Here is a 14,380-nt window from a genome sequence, read left to right on the forward strand (position 1 = left end):
CTTTACCTTCCGGCTGAATTGCGGAAGCTTTTGGGGTAGAGACATGTCGGGCGTCGGCGGTCAGCAGGATGTGGATATCGATCTCGGCGGGCTCTTTCGCGCCATCTGGCAGCGTCGCGCCCGCGTCTTGCTCGCGACAGTCGGTGCAGCGGCGATCGCCTTTGGTGCAGCGAAGATGATCGCGCCTGCTTACGAGAGCGAAACGCGCGTCCTGATCGAATCGCGCGAGCCGGAATTCAGCGGCCCGAACCAGCTTTCCCAGGCGGGATCGGAGCGCATTTTCGACGAATCCGGTATCGCCAGCCAGGTGCAGGTGCTGCGCTCCGCCGACCTCATCAAGCAGGTCGCTCGCAATATGAAGCTGCACGAGCTGGAGGAGTTCGATCCGTCGGCGCAGCCGTCTGCGGTCTCCGATCTCCTGGTCATGCTTGGTTTCAAGAAGAACCCGCTCGAATTGCCGCCGGAAGAGCGGGTACTGAAAGAGTTCAATTCGAAGCTGCAGGTCTACCAGGTCGAGAAGTCGCGCGTCATCGCCATTGCGTTCACGTCGCAGGATCCGAAGCTCGCCGCCGCCGTTCCGGACGAGATGGCCAAGGTCTATCTCTCGCTGCAGAGCGGTGCGAAGCTCGACTCCAACTCGGAAGCCAGCCGCTGGCTGGAGCCGGAAATCGCCAATCTGCGGGAAAAGGTTCGCGAGGCGGAGGCCAAGGTCGCCGCCTATCGTGCCGAATCCGGCTTGCTTCCGACTGGCGAAACCGAGAACTTCGCGACCCGGCAGCTCACCGATATTTCAACCGAGTTGGCGCGGGTCCGCGCGGAAAGGGCGAATGCGGCGGCGCGTGCCGAAGGCGTGCGTGCAGCGCTTGCCGATGGCCGGTCGGTCGATACGCTCACCGACATCGTCGGCTCGCCGATGATCCAGCGGCTGAAGGAGAGTCAGGCCAGCCTGCAGGCACAGATCGCCGATCTGTCCACGGCGCTGCTCGACGGTCATCCCCGATTGAAGGGGCTGAAATCACAGCTCGAAGGCATCCAATCACAGATTCGTGCGGAGACGCGCAAAATACTCTCCAGCCTCGAGAACGAGGCGAAGGTAGGCCAGCTGCGCGAACAGCAATTGCTTCAGCAGTTGAACGCGCTGAAGGCCCAGTCGGCGCAGGCGGGCGAGGAAGAGGTGGGGCTCCGTGCGCTGGAGCGCGAGGCGGCGGCCCAGCGCCAGCTTCTGGAAACCTATCTTGCCCGCTACCGGGAAGCGACATCGCGAAGCGTCGCGAACGCGACCCCCGCCGATGCCCGCGTCATCTCCAATGCCGTCGTGCCGACCACGGCGAGTTTCCCCAAGGTGATGCCGATCACCATCGTCGCAGCCCTTGCAAGCCTTCTGATCACCTGCGTCGTCATTATGCTCGGCGAACTCTTCAGTGGCAGGGCGCTGCGGCCGGTGTCGGAAACAGGAACGACACCGGAGGCCGCGGCTCCGGAACCGTCTCTTGTCGCGGACGAGGCGCCGACACCCGTTCCGGCGGTCGAAGTATCCGCCGAGCAGGAACGGGAGGAGCATGAGGCAGACATTCCTGCCGAGCATGATTTCTCGATCGAGTCGGTTGCCGAGCATCTGCTTGGCAACGGTATCCGGGTCGCCGTTTCAGTCTCGCCGGGCGGCGACGAGGGGTCGACGGCAACGGTGATGCTGGCGCGTCTGCTTGCCGAAGAGGAGCACAAGGTTGTGCTCATCGACCTTTCCGGCTCGGCCTGCCCGACGCGGCTGATGGCCCAGTCGCTGCATCTGCCTGGAATTACCAACCTGCTGTCTGGCGAGGTCGCTTTCACCGAGACAATCCATGCGGACAGGTTTTCCGAGGCGCATATCGTCCCGCATGGCGACGCGGACCCGCATTCGGCGATGCGCGGCATCGAGCGCTTGCAGATCATCATCGACGCGCTGAAGAGCGCCTACGACCTCGTGCTGGTCGAATGCGGTGCGGCGGACGCGGCCTCCATCGCCAAGGTGGCTCGGAGCGAGGAGGTCGAGATCATCCTTTCGGCGCCTTCAGTGAGCGAGGAAAAGATCATCGAGGAACTGACGAGCTTCGGCGAGGCCGGCTACCGGGACATCGTCTTGATGACCGGCAGCGGCGGCGGTAGCCCTGAGCTTCCCAACCGCCGCGCGGCCTGAGGCGGGCGGCAGTTGGGGCGGCTCCAGTAGGTCCGGCTTAGCCTGGTCTCAGTCTTCGGCGATTTCTGCAGTGGCCCGCACCAGCTGGCGCCGCCGCCTCTGCACGAATGCATAAAGCGTCCTGTTCGCCTTGATGGCGCGCTTGGCGCGGACGACAGCGCGATGCAGGCCGGCTGCCGCATATCCGCGTAAAGTCAGCGGCAGGGTGATGTCGCGCAGGGGCGTTTCCACCGTGCACCATGATCGCTTGTAGGGCTGGTCGCCGATCCCGAAGTCGAAGAGTGCGACGCCTTCGCCGCAGAGACGTTCGATCACCCGGTAGAACAGCAACTCGCCCGGACTGCTGTCGGCGGCAATCGCGTCCTCGATCGAACCAAACTGGCAGATGACGTGGTCGCCTTTTCGCGACAGGCCGGTCACGGCGATGATCCGGCCCTGATGTTCCCCCTTGAGGCGGATCGCATGGAGTTCGAGTAGCCTGTCGCCGGCGCCTTGCCGATCGATCAACAGGCGAAAGAAGGCGCGCGTCTCCGCGTTGTCGAAGACGTCCGGCAGGCCCTGGGCTTCCAGCCGCGCAGCTTTCTGCCGGAAGAACGTCTCCAGCAGCGCATGCGCTTCCGCCGGCTCGTCGGCAATCACATAGTCGTAGCCGCCGAGTTCCGCGAGCCGCCTTTCGGAGAGGCGCATCTTCTTGCGCCGGCGCTTTGCGTTGAGCTGGGCGAGCGTGCGCTCCATGTCGCCGGCAAGCCCGAGCTGGAAAGAGGCGTTCGGATTGGAGATCCCGGGCAGGGCGGCGAGGGGATGGGGCCGGCCACGCCAAGAGCCCGGTGTCTTTTCAAGCGCAACGACATCGGCGTAGGCGCGAAGCGCGCGGCGAAGTCCTACGGTCAGCGGCCGGATGAGTTCGTTCTGCGGCGCGCGCTCGATCTCGGCCGCAAAAAGCCCGGTGTTGAGATTGCTGTGCCCGGTAGCGATCACCCGGGCGGTGCGGAACAAGCGACCCCGCTCGACCTCGAACGGCAGGAGGAACAGCACTTGCCCGCCAACGGCACCGCGCACGACCAGCAATTCGCTCTCATGGGCGACTTTCCAGGCGGCGCACCAGTCGAAGCTCTGATGCAGGGAGTTCAGCGTGTTGGCATCGAGCATACGCCAATCCGCCTCGAGTTCCGTCATATCGCAATGGACGGAAAGCGTGATCCGCTCCGCCTGGCAACTTTCGGAAGCCGGACGCATTGGACTGGCGAGTGCCGATTTTTTGCTCGGCGAGGCAAGGGTGAAATAGGATTGGGCCATCTCTCGGATCGTTCGGCATGCGTGGTGTCGCGATTGGACGGCAAAAATCGCTACATCCCCTTAATGCCGCCGTCGGCTTGGCCGCGACCGGTCAATGCAGTTAGCAAAGCATGAAACGTGCGGTTCATGGTCGGCTTGGAATTCGTCGCTGAGGCGTTACATCACCCAGCCGATAGGAACGTGCCGAAGAACTCCAATTGTGGACCTGCCGATGATGCCGAGCCATGCTCTGCCGGATCCCGACGCCAAGTTTCCGGTCGCCGATTTCCCCCGGATCGGATTTCTCAAGAACGTCGTGCGGTCGCCGCTGATCGAGGCCGGCGAGTATAGCTACTACGACGATCCGGATGGGCCCGAGCGTTTCGAAGAAAAATGCGTCCTCTACCACTATGACTTCGTCGGCGATCGGCTGCTGATCGGTCGGTTCTGCGCGCTCGCGACGGGCATACAATTCATCATGAACGGTGCCAACCACGCGCTTGGCGGTTTTTCGACCTTTCCATTCGGCATTTTTCCCGGTGCCTGGCGTGAGGGCTTCGATCCGGCCGTTTACGCGACGGGCCATCGCGGCGACACGATCGTCGGCAATGACGTCTGGATCGGCATGGAGGCGACGATCCTGCCGGGTGTCGCCATCGGCGACGGCGCAATCGTGGCGGCGAAAGCGGTGGTGACGAAGGACGTTCCCGCCTACGCGATCGTTGCCGGCAACCCGGCAAGGATCGTCAGGCTGCGCTTTGCGGAAGCGACCGTCGAGCGACTACTGGCGGTTGCCTGGTGGAATTGGCCGATCGACAAGGTGACGCGCAACATCGCAGCGATCACCGGCGCCGACATCGAGGCGCTGGAAAACGCAGGATAACTTCAAGCGAGAAAGCCGGTCGCGAGCGCGCTCTCCCATTCCGGTCGGTTGCGCTCGGCGGCGAGGCGCGACATCGCCATATGGTCGTAGCGCACGCAGCGGAAGCTGACGGTCCAGCCCTCCGCGGCCCGTTCGACGACGGTGTAGCGCGCATCGGGCGAGCCAGTTTCGACCTTGTGCGCCACGGGGTGATCGTCGTCGTAGCCGGGGCAGCCAACGCTGCCCGGATTGACGAGGAGGCGTCCATCCGCCAGCCGCACGGCCCGCGGAATGTGCGTATGGCCGCAGAGGATCACCGGGTAGTCGATAGCTTCGGCGAAGCTTTCGATCGCCTTGCGCGCCGCCATGTGGACGACCCCATCGGCCGTCAACGCCTCCATCCAGTAGGTCTCGTCGCTCGTGGGCGTGCCGTGGCACAGAAAGAACGTGTCGCGATAAACGAGGGTCTCCGGCAGGGCCGCCAGCCATTCCTTGTGGTGCGGCTCGAGCTCGTTATGGGCCGCGCGGTCGGACAGTCCCATCTTGGCCGGGTCAAGCGTCAGGAGGTAGCGGTCATGGTTGCCGCGGATCGCCGGCATTTCGCGGCTGATCAGGATATCGGCCGTGCGGGCGGCATTGAGCGGGCCGCTCAGATGGTCGCCCAGATTGACGATCTCGTCGATATCCTGGGCACTGATATCTGCGAGCACCGCCTCGAGCGCCCGGTCGTTGCCGTGAATATCGGAGATGACGGCGATCTTCATTTGGAGACCTCGGATAGTCAGCGATTCTTGGCAGGCTTTTCCATCCATTTGATGATCAGCATCGCAGGAAGGATCCACAAGAGTCCGGTGAAGAAGAAATAGAGGAGATGCACCCACCACGGCGATGCGCCGAGGAGGAGGGAGGCGAACGTGACCGCCGCCAGCGCATAGACGATGACGAGAATGATGATGAGGACGGTGCCGATCAGTTTTCTGAGGCGTACGGGCATCGGGCTTCTTTCGGATGGCGGTATCGAGCGGGATAAGGAAAGCGTGCGCGGTTCCGCCCGCGTCCCGCCTTTTTTGAATCGGCCGCGACGGCATGCCGCAAAGGCTTCGGCCTTGTTTTGCACGGCGCTCTGGTGCAAATCAACGGCTTTCGGACCGGCTTGGCCGGCAACCCGTACTTTGCGAGGTTGCAGCCGACAAACGAGGAAGACGTCATGGCGCATGCCGACTGGGCAACGGAACAGACGCTGCGGAGCGAGATCGACAGAACCGAGCGTAATCGCCGGCAGATCCGCCGCTGGCTCGCGGTCGTCCTGTTTGCCCTGTTTGGCTTGGTGATTGTCGGCGGTGCGACACGTTTGACCGAGTCCGGACTGTCGATCACCGAATGGAAGCCGATCCACGGCGTCATCCCGCCCCTGACCGCGCAGGAATGGGAGGAGGAATTTCGGCTTTACCAGCGCATCCCGCAATATGAGCAGCTCAACAAGGACATGACCGTCGGGGAGTTCAAGACGATCTTCTGGTGGGAGTGGGCGCACCGTCTGCTGGCCCGCTCCATCGGCGTGATATACGCCCTGCCGCTTCTCTTCTTCTGGCTGACCGGGCGGGTCGAGCGGCGTCTGCGGCTGCCGCTTCTCGGCATCCTGGCGCTCGGCGGTTTCCAGGGTTTCATCGGCTGGTGGATGGTCTCTTCCGGTCTCGTCGAACGCACTGAAGTCAGCCAATACCGGCTCGCGACGCACCTGGTCATCGCCTGTCTGATCTTTGCCGCCTGCATGTGGATTTACCGCGGCCTTTGTCCGCATTCCGGCGACGCGGCGCCGACAGAAAGATCGCAAAGGATGGCCGGCATCATCGCCGCGGTAAGCCTGTTCCAGATTTACCTTGGCGCTCTTGTCGCCGGCCTCGATGCCGGCTTGAGCTACAACACCTGGCCGCTGATGGATGGCGCCATCGTGCCGGGGGATCTCTTCGTGCAGCAGCCTTTCTGGATCAACCTCTTCGAAAATCCGAAGACGGTGCAATTCCTGCACCGAGCCGGCGCCTATCTGCTATTTGCCCTGGTGCTCGTGCACATGGTCGCGTCACTGCGGGCCGCGCCGGGCACCACGCATACACGCCGTTCGGTGCTTCTCTTCGCGCTGGTCACCGTCCAGGCAGCGATCGGGATCACCACGCTTCTGTTGCAGGTGCCGATTGGCTGGGGCGTGCTGCACCAGGCGGGTGCGCTCGTGGTGCTCGGCTTTGCGATCGCCCATTGGCGCGGTTTCACAGGCGAATATCCGAGCCCGACCGCCATCGAAGTTCGCGACTGATCAGTCCTTTGCGTGAACAAACAAAACCCCGGCAGAGGTGACTGCCGGGTTTCGCTTTCTTGAGCTTGCGTCAGGCCGACAGCATCAGATCCATGTTCTGGACGGCTGCGCCCGAGGCGCCCTTGCCGAGATTGTCGAGCAGGGCAACAAGATTCACATGCGCGCCACCCGGGGCGCCGAAGACGAAAAGCTTCATCGAATCCTTGCCGGCGAGCTCCGTCGCGTCGATCCGCGCAAGCTTTGCGCTCTCGGCAAGCGGAACGACCTCGACGATCGACTGGCCGGCATAGTGCTCGGCGAGCGCGGCATGGATGCTTTCCAGCGTCGCTCCGGCGGCGAGGTCATCGAGATAGAGCGGCACCTGGACGATCATGCCCTGGGGGAATTTGCCGACAGACGGAGCAAAGATCGGCGCACGCTCGAGCAGGCCGTGCATCTTCATTTCCGGGACATGCTTGTGCTTGAGTGGCAGGCCGTAGAGGAAGTGCGGCGCGCTGATGCGGTCGGCGTGGTTCTCGTCCTCGATCTGCGCGATCATCTGCTTGCCGCCGCCGGTGTAGCCGGAGACAGCGTTGACGGTCACCGGGTAGCCATCCGGCAGGATGCCCGCCTGGCGCAGCGGCCGGATAACACTGATGGCGCCGGTCGGATAGCAGCCGGGATTCGAAACGTGGCGCGCATCACGGATCTTTGCGGGCTGCGCCTTGTCCATCTCGGCAAAGCCATAGGCCCAGTCGGGCGCAACGCGATGCGCTGTCGACGTGTCGATAATCCGCACCCGGTTGTTGCCGGCGACCATGGCGACCGCTTCGCGCGAAGCGTCGTCCGGCAGGCAGAGGATGGCGATGTCGGCGCCATTCAACAGGTCTTCGCGCATCGCCGCGTTGCGGCGTTCCGCCTCCGGGATCGACAGGAGCTCGACATCCGAGCGACCAGCCATGCGCGCACGGATCTGCAGGCCCGTCGTGCCGTGTTCGCCATCGATGAAGATCTTCGGTTTCATGATTTTCCTGCTCCCGCAGACGGTTACGGAGTTTTCCGGAATCAATCTGGCATAGAATTGAGTCGATTTCTTAACGGCCACTAGCCGCGTCGTTCGGCAAGCCATTCGGCCCGCAGGCCCAGCATATACATGGCGATGGTTGAGGCAGCAATGGCGGTCATGTCGGCATGGTCATAGGCCGGCGCCACTTCGACGACATCGCTTCCAGCTATGTGGAGCGCACCGAGTTTGCGCAGCACTGAGAGGATTTTGGCGCTGGATGGACCGCCGGCGACAGGGGTGCCGGTGCCCGGTGCGAAGGCCGGGTCGAGGCAATCGATGTCGAAGGTCAGGTAGGCCGAATGGCTGCCGACATGCCGAACGATCGTATCGGCGATTTCCTGGGCGCGCATTTCCTCGACTTCGTCGCCATAGACGATCCGGATGCCGCAGTCGTCCGGCGCGTGCGTGCGAATGCCGATCTGAATCGAACGCTCGGTATCGATCAGGCCCTCGCGCGCGGCCCGGCCGACGAAGGAGCCGTGGTCGATGCGGCCTTTCTCGTCCGGCCAGGTATCCTGGTGGGCGTCGAACTGCACCAGGGCGAGGGGGCCGTGGCGCGCCGCATGGGCCTTGAGGATGGGATAGGTGACGAAGTGGTCGCCACCGAGCGTCAACAGGTAGGCGCCCGACTTCAGGATCTTCGCCGCCTCGCGCTCGATCGTAGCGGGCGTCCTGGCGTGGTTGCCGTAGTCGAGCAGGCAGTCGCCGAAGTCGATCGTCGCCATGTCGGCGAAGAGATCGCGCTGGAACGGATATTGCGGATCGTTATCGAAGATCGCCGAAGCCCGGCGGATCGCCTGTGGCCCGAAGCGGGCGCCGGGGCGGTTCGAGGTAGCGGCGTCGAATGGGATACCCCAGACGACGGCGTCCGCGCCCTTAAGCTGCTTGGTGTATTTCCGCCGCATGAAGGAGAGGACCCCGGCATGGGTGGGATCGGAGGCGGCCGATTTCAATGTCCTAGTGGTAATCGCGTGATCGATCGTCTTGTTTGCCATGCGCATCTCCCCGTCAGATCGGCGAGATCGTTGGACAATCGGCCTCGGCAAGGCAAGGCCCCGCCGCCAGAATCATGTGCATTGGCTCGGCATGAAAAAAAGGCCGGGACATGCCCGGCCTTCGAAAGTGCAGTCTGCAAGCGATTAGCGCTTGGAGAACTGGAACGAACGGCGTGCCTTGGCACGGCCGTACTTCTTGCGCTCGACGACGCGGCTGTCGCGGGTGAGGAAGCCGCCACGCTTCAGAACGGAGCGCAGGCCCGGTTCGAAGTAGGTGAGGGCCTTGGCGATGCCGTGACGAACGGCACCGGCCTGACCGGAGAGACCGCCGCCGGCAACGGTTGCGTCGACGTCGAACTGGCCGTCACGGGCAGCAGCGACGATCGGCTGCTGCAGGATCATCTGCAGAACCGGGCGGGCGAAGTAAGCCGAGAACGGCTTGCCGTTGACGGTGATCTTGCCGGAGCCGGCCTTGACCCAAACGCGGGCGACGGCGTCCTTGCGCTTGCCGGTCGCGTAGGAGCGGCCCTGCGCGTCGACCTTCTTGACGTGAACCGGAGCGGCCGGTTCCGCGGTCGTGGCAATATCCTTGAGAGCGGAAAGGTCAGCCATTATCAGGCGCTCCTTGTGTTCTTGCTGTTCAGCTTGGCGACGTCGAGGACGGTCGGCTGCTGTGCTTCATGCGGGTGGTTCGTACCTGCGTAGACGCGCAGGTTCTTCATCTGGCGGCGGCCGAGCGGGCCACGCGGAACCATGCGCTCAACGGCCTTCTCGATGACGCGCTCCGGGAAGCGGCCTTCGATGATCTGGCGCGCGGTGCGCTCCTTGATGCCGCCGGGATAGCCGGTGTGCCAGTAGTACTTCTTGTCGGTGTACTTCTTGCCGGTGAGAACGGCCTTCTCGGCGTTGATGACGATGACATTGTCGCCGTCGTCGACGTGGGGCGTGAAGGTGGCCTTATGCTTGCCGCGCAGGCGGTTGGCGATGAGGGAAGCGAGGCGACCGACAACGAGGCCTTCGGCGTCGATGAGGATCCACTTCTTCTCCACCTCTGCAGGCTTCTGAACGAAGGTTGCCATATCTAAACTCTTTCGTTGGACCCGGTGTCAGGCCGGGCGTTTCTTGTTGCTTGCTTTGGCCCGATGAGGGCCAAAAAAGAAGGCGGCCCGACTAGGACCGCGATCTGCGGCAGCTTATACGCAAGCGCGAAAACGAGGTCAAGAGCAGAGTTTCTTGCTCAGCCAAAGAAACTATAAGCAAATCAGTAGCTTAAAGATGTGGTTTTTTGATACCACACATTAGCGGGGCGGAATCGAGTAGGTCGCGGTCGCGTGAGCCACCAATGCGTCGCCTCCGACGGGCCTGATCGAAGCGTCGAGAATGGCGAGCCGCTTACCAAGCTTCAAAATCCGGCAGGTGCATTCGAGCGGTTCCGGCTCGGGTTTGCGCAGGAAGTTGATGTTGAGGTTCGTGGTGACCGCGAGCGCGACCGGACCGATATGCGCAATCAGGGCGATATAGGCCGAAACGTCGGCAAGGGCGAACAGCGTCGGCCCGGAAACGGTGCCGCCGGGGCGAATATGGCGTTCGTTCGGGTCGAGGCGCATCGTCGCAAAACCGGGACCGGTGTCGGTGACGGCGAAGATCTTGCCGTCCGTGTGCACCTGCGGGAAATCCGTGTCGAGAAACCGGTTGAGCTCCTCGACGGTCATGATCGGCTGCAAGGTCATGCGCTTCCCTCCATTCTGACGGCCGTTACAGGACGTCTGCAACTGTCGCGCAAGCTGGAAAATGGTCTTAGACGGGATGCCGCGCGGGGTTGAAAGACCGGTGGCGGCGGCGTACCACGGCTCGATACGGCGAACGGGAGAAGATTATGGCGGATGTTGTTGCATTCAAGAAGGAAGAGCCGAACGGCCTGCTGCTGCGGGAGACGAACGGCCCGGTTTTGCGGCTGACGCTCAACAACCCTCCGGCCAATGCGCTCTCGATGGCGCTCCTGCAGGCGCTCGCGGCCGAACTCGACGCCGTCGCCGGGACGAAGGAGATCAAGGTTGTCGTGCTGGCGGCCTCCGGCAAGGTCTTTTCCGCCGGTCACGACCTGAAGGAGATGACCTTGCATCGCGCCGACGAGGATGGCGGCAAGGCCTTCTTCGAACGCGCTATCCGCTTGGCGGCCGACATCATGCTGAAGATCACGAAGCTGCCGCAGGCGGTGATCGCCGAGATAGACGGCCTCGCGACGGCGGCCGGCTGCCAGCTGGTCGCGAGCTGCGATCTCGCCATCTGCACCGACAGCTCGACCTTCTGCACGCCGGGCGTGAATATCGGCCTCTTCTGTTCGACGCCGATGGTGGCGCTGTCGCGCGCCGCCCATCGCAAGCAGGCGATGGAGATGCTGCTGACCGGCGAGACGATCGATGCCGGGACCGCCAAGGATTTCGGCCTCGTTAACCGGATCGTGCCGCAGCAATATCTGCGCCAGGTGGTCGACAAATACGCTGCCGTCATCGCCTCCAAGTCGCCGCAGGCGCTGAAGATCGGCAAGGAAACTTTCTACCGCCAGGCCGAGATGCCGCTTGCCAACGCCTATGACTATGCGGTCGGCGTGATGGTCGAGAACATGCTGGCACGCGATGCGCAGGAAGGGATCGGCGCGTTTATCGGCAAGCGCATGCCGGAATGGAAGGAAGATTAAGCCAGTCTCAGCAGCAGCGCTCCGAGCGCAATGACGAAGGCCGCGGCAATCCGCCAGACGCTGACGCGCTCCTTGAGGAAGACGATAGAGATTACGACGGCGAAGAAGATAGCGGTCTCGCGCAACGCCGCGACGGTCGCGACCGGAGCTTTGGTCATGGCCCAGAGCGCTAGGCCGTAGGCGCCGATCGAGCCTGCTCCGCCGATCAGCCCGCGCCACCAATGGTGACGGACGTGGCGCGAAACCGGCTTGATCCCGCGGGTCGCGAAAGCCCAGGCAAAGAGAAGGACGGGCGGCAGCAGCGCCATCCACAGCGTGTAGGAGATCGCATTGCCGGACACCCGCGCGCCGATGCCGTCGACGAAGGTGTAGCTGGCGATCACGCAGGCATTACAGAGCGCCAGGCCGACGGCCTGCTTTCCACCCCTGCGCGACTCGAAGGCCAGCGTCAGAACGCCGGCCGAGATCGTCAGGATGCCGGCAAGCGCTCCACCGGTCAGGTGTTCGCCGACGACGATGCTGCTCGTGGCGGCGACAATGAGCGGCGCGACGCCGCGCATTAGCGGGTAGACGAGACCGATATCGCCGGCGCGGTAGGAGGCAGCCACGAGCTGGAAATAGGCGAACTGGAGGACCGCCGAAACGAGGATGTAGGGCCAGGCTGCGGCGTTGGGCAGCGGCAGGACGGGCAGGAAAGGCAGCGCTACGACCGCGGCGCCGAGCGCCACCATGGCGGCATCCAGCGACTTTTCCGAGCCCGCTTTGACAAGCGCGTTCCAGATCGCGTGCAGCAGCGCTCCGAAGAGCACAAGCGCGATGACATCAAGCGGCAAGATGAACCTCAGCGGACGATCTGGAAGGAATTCTCTGCGTTTGTCGCTTTGCTTCGTTCGAAATGCAACCGGATTCGGTGGATCGGCGTTGAGATTGTGGCAACCGGCAACGAAACGGTGCAAATGCCCGGATGCGACCACAGGTTCGGTTGACTCGTTGCCACAGCACGCCAACTATCCGCGCCAACGATAACAAAGCCGGACGCGCAAGCATGAATCACGATGTCTACCCGGATCACTATCTCGCCGACATCCTGCGCCAGACTAAGACGATTGCTCTCGTCGGCGCATCGCCAAAGGCGGAGAGGCCGAGCCACCGCGTCATGACGTTCCTGCTGCGCAAGGGATACCGCGTCATTCCGGTCAATCCCGGCCATGCGGGCCGGACCATCCTCGACCAGGTCGTCGTGGCAAGGCTCGCTGACATCCGCGAGCCGATCGACATGGTCGACGTTTTTCGCGCCGCTCACGCCTTGCCTGCCCTGGTCGACGAGATCCTAGCGCTGCCGAACTTGCCCAAGGTGATCTGGGGGCAATTGTCGGTCCGCGACGACAAGGCGGCCGCCAGGGCCGAGGCCGCCGGCATCAACGTGGTTATGGACCGTTGCCCGGCAATCGAATATCCGCGCCTGATCGGCTGATCGACAAGGCCATGGAGGAAGGAATGACCAAGGCAGGCCCGGGATTCAGCACGCTCGCCGTCCATGCGGGGGCCCAGCCCGACCCGACGACAGGGGCGCGGGCAACGCCGATCTATCAGACGACGAGCTTCGTCTTCAACGACGCGGATCATGCCGCGGCCCTCTTCGGCGTGCAGCAGTTCGGCAACATCTACACCCGCATCATGAACCCGACCCAAGCCGTGCTGGAAGAGCGCATCGCCGCGCTCGAGGGCGGCACTGCGGCGCTGGCGGTTGCCTCCGGGCATGCGGCCCAGCTTCTCGTCTTCCATACGATCATGAGCCCCGGCGATAATTTCGTTGCCGCACGGCAGCTCTACGGTGGCTCCGTCAATCAGTTCGGCCAGGCTTTCAAATCCTTCGACTGGCAGGTTCGCTGGGCTGATTCCGCCGGGTCGGAAAGCTTCGAGGCACAGATCGACGAGAAAACCAAGGCGATCTTCATCGAAAGCCTCGCCAACCCCGGCGGGCTCTTCGTCGATATTGCCGCCGTCGCCGAAGTCGCGCGCCGGCACGGGCTGCCGCTCATCGTCGACAACACGATGGCGACGCCCTATCTGGTGCGGCCGCTGGAGCACGGCGCCGATATCGTCGTCCATTCGCTCACCAAGTTCATCGGCGGCCACGGCAATTCGATGGGCGGGATCATTGTCGACGGCGGCACCTTCGACTGGTCGAAATCCGGAAAATATCCGCTGCTGTCCGAGCCCAGACCGGAATATGGCGGGGTCGTGCTGCACCAGGCCTTCGGCAATTTCGCCTTTGCGATCGCCGCCCGCGTCCTGGGCCTTCGGGATTTCGGCCCGGCGATCTCGCCTTTCAACGCCTTCCTGATCCAAACCGGGGTCGAGACGCTGCCGCTCAGGATGCAGCGCCATTGCGACAATGCGCTCGCCGTCGCGACATGGCTGAAGGAACAGGAGAAAGTCTCCTGGGTCCGCTATGCCGGGCTCGCGGACGACCCGAACCATGCGCTTCAGCAGCGCTATTCGCCGAAAGGGGCGGGTGCGGTCTTCACCTTCGGTCTTGCGGGTGGATATGAGGCAGGAAAGCGCTTCGTCGAAGGTCTCGAGATGTTTTCGCATCTCGCGAATATCGGCGACACCCGCTCGCTGGTGATCCACCCCGCCTCGACCACCCATCGGCAGCTGACGCCCGAGCAGCAGGTCGCTGCGGGAGCAGGGCCCGATGTCGTGCGCCTGTCGATCGGCATCGAAGATGTCGACGACATCATCGCCGACCTGGAGCAGGCGCTTGCAAGAATTTGATGAGGTCCATCGGCGACTAAGGGGACGACATGAGCGACGACAATATCGTTAAGTTCGAACGACGGAAACCAAAGCAGGAGCAGAGGACCGTCAGCCCAATGCAGCGGAAAGCTCTTACCTGGATGGCGGTTATAGCCGCGTTGGTCCTGGTGTGGGCCTATTATCAGTTCATCTCGCCGCCGAGCCTGCCATGAGAGCAGGCGAGCAAAGCGTTTTCCTGATTTTGAATCCAAAGTC

The 14,380-nt window shown here is 63.2% G+C and carries 16 protein-coding genes; 7 read left to right on the forward strand and 9 right to left on the reverse strand.

Annotated elements, in window-relative coordinates; genetic code table 11:
- The first annotated feature begins 43 nt into the window (after nt 1-43).
- A complete protein-coding gene (locus RHIBR816_RS0125080) occupies nt 44-2,176 on the forward strand; it encodes an exopolysaccharide transport family protein (protein WP_018239361.1) in 2,133 nt (710 codons plus the stop codon).
- Between the two features lie 48 nt (nt 2,177-2,224).
- On the opposite strand, the gene RHIBR816_RS0125085 is transcribed toward RHIBR816_RS0125080, so the two are convergent.
- Nucleotides 2,225-3,472, reverse strand: coding sequence for a GNAT family N-acetyltransferase (locus RHIBR816_RS0125085; protein WP_018239362.1), 1,248 nt, complete (start codon nt 3,470-3,472; stop codon nt 2,225-2,227).
- A 214-nt stretch (nt 3,473-3,686) separates the two neighbouring features.
- Between RHIBR816_RS0125085 and RHIBR816_RS0125090 the strand changes: the two genes are divergently transcribed.
- Nucleotides 3,687-4,334 carry a CatB-related O-acetyltransferase gene (locus RHIBR816_RS0125090; RefSeq protein ID WP_026187406.1) on the forward strand — a complete coding sequence of 216 codons (648 nt, stop codon included), beginning with the start codon at nt 3,687-3,689 and terminating at the stop codon, nt 4,332-4,334.
- Nucleotides 4,335-4,336: 2 nt separating this feature from the next.
- Here RHIBR816_RS0125090 and RHIBR816_RS0125095 read toward each other — a convergent pair whose 3' ends face one another.
- Nucleotides 4,337-5,077, reverse strand: a complete 741-nt coding sequence (locus RHIBR816_RS0125095; protein WP_018239364.1) for a metallophosphoesterase — start codon at nt 5,075-5,077, stop codon at nt 4,337-4,339.
- Nucleotides 5,078-5,094: 17 nt separating this feature from the next.
- Nucleotides 5,095-5,307, reverse strand: coding sequence for a DUF2842 domain-containing protein (locus RHIBR816_RS37235; protein ID WP_034816667.1), 213 nt, complete (start codon nt 5,305-5,307; stop codon nt 5,095-5,097).
- 213 nt (nt 5,308-5,520) lie between these two features.
- On the opposite strand from RHIBR816_RS37235, the gene RHIBR816_RS0125105 reads away from it, so the two are divergent.
- Nucleotides 5,521-6,624 (forward strand): COX15/CtaA family protein, encoded by a 1,104-nt coding sequence (locus RHIBR816_RS0125105; protein WP_018239366.1) that lies wholly within the window; start codon nt 5,521-5,523, stop codon nt 6,622-6,624.
- A gap of 70 nt (nt 6,625-6,694) precedes the next feature.
- Here the strand turns inward: RHIBR816_RS0125105 and argC are convergent, their stop codons facing one another.
- The 5 genes from argC to RHIBR816_RS0125130 form a co-directional block, all read right to left on the reverse strand.
- Complete coding sequence (gene argC / locus RHIBR816_RS0125110) at nt 6,695-7,627, reverse strand: N-acetyl-gamma-glutamyl-phosphate reductase (RefSeq protein ID WP_018239367.1); 933 nt, start codon at nt 7,625-7,627, stop codon at nt 6,695-6,697.
- Nucleotides 7,628-7,707: 80 nt separating this feature from the next.
- Nucleotides 7,708-8,664 (reverse strand): agmatinase, encoded by a 957-nt coding sequence (speB, locus tag RHIBR816_RS0125115; RefSeq protein ID WP_018239368.1) that lies wholly within the window; start codon nt 8,662-8,664, stop codon nt 7,708-7,710.
- A gap of 144 nt (nt 8,665-8,808) precedes the next feature.
- On the reverse strand, nt 8,809-9,276 hold the full coding sequence (gene rpsI / locus RHIBR816_RS0125120) for a 30S ribosomal protein S9 (RefSeq protein ID WP_018239369.1): 468 nt from the start codon (nt 9,274-9,276) through the stop codon (nt 8,809-8,811).
- Between the two features lie 2 nt (nt 9,277-9,278).
- Nucleotides 9,279-9,743, reverse strand: a complete 465-nt coding sequence (gene rplM / locus RHIBR816_RS0125125; RefSeq protein WP_018239370.1) for a 50S ribosomal protein L13 — start codon at nt 9,741-9,743, stop codon at nt 9,279-9,281.
- 219 nt (nt 9,744-9,962) lie between these two features.
- Entirely contained in the window at nt 9,963-10,394 is a 432-nt protein-coding gene (locus RHIBR816_RS0125130; RefSeq protein WP_018239371.1) for a PaaI family thioesterase, read from the reverse strand.
- Nucleotides 10,395-10,540: 146 nt separating this feature from the next.
- Between RHIBR816_RS0125130 and RHIBR816_RS0125135 the strand changes: the two genes are divergently transcribed.
- Nucleotides 10,541-11,362 carry an enoyl-CoA hydratase gene (locus RHIBR816_RS0125135; protein ID WP_018239372.1) on the forward strand — a complete coding sequence of 274 codons (822 nt, stop codon included), beginning with the start codon at nt 10,541-10,543 and terminating at the stop codon, nt 11,360-11,362.
- Here RHIBR816_RS0125135 and RHIBR816_RS0125140 read toward each other — a convergent pair.
- Nucleotides 11,359-12,195: a DMT family transporter gene (locus tag RHIBR816_RS0125140; protein WP_026187408.1), complete on the reverse strand. Its 837-nt coding sequence runs from the start codon at nt 12,193-12,195 to the stop codon at nt 11,359-11,361. The genes RHIBR816_RS0125135 and RHIBR816_RS0125140 overlap by 4 nt on opposite strands.
- Nucleotides 12,196-12,407: 212 nt before the next feature.
- Between RHIBR816_RS0125140 and RHIBR816_RS0125145 the strand changes: the two genes are divergently transcribed.
- Genes RHIBR816_RS0125145 through RHIBR816_RS36450 form a run of 3 tightly spaced genes read left to right on the forward strand, consistent with a single transcriptional unit; the run spans nt 12,408 to nt 14,337 of the window.
- Nucleotides 12,408-12,836, forward strand: a complete 429-nt coding sequence (locus RHIBR816_RS0125145) for a CoA-binding protein (RefSeq protein WP_018239374.1) — start codon at nt 12,408-12,410, stop codon at nt 12,834-12,836.
- Nucleotides 12,837-12,859: 23 nt separating this feature from the next.
- Nucleotides 12,860-14,143 (forward strand): O-acetylhomoserine aminocarboxypropyltransferase, encoded by a 1,284-nt coding sequence (locus RHIBR816_RS0125150; protein ID WP_018239375.1) that lies wholly within the window; start codon nt 12,860-12,862, stop codon nt 14,141-14,143.
- Between the two features lie 29 nt (nt 14,144-14,172).
- Entirely contained in the window at nt 14,173-14,337 is a 165-nt protein-coding gene (locus tag RHIBR816_RS36450; RefSeq protein WP_018239376.1) for a hypothetical protein, read from the forward strand.
- Nucleotides 14,338-14,380: the final 43 nt, after the last annotated feature.

The sequence above is a fragment of the Ensifer sp. BR816 genome, from assembly GCF_000378985.1.
Classification (GTDB): Bacteria; Pseudomonadota; Alphaproteobacteria; order Rhizobiales; family Rhizobiaceae; genus Sinorhizobium.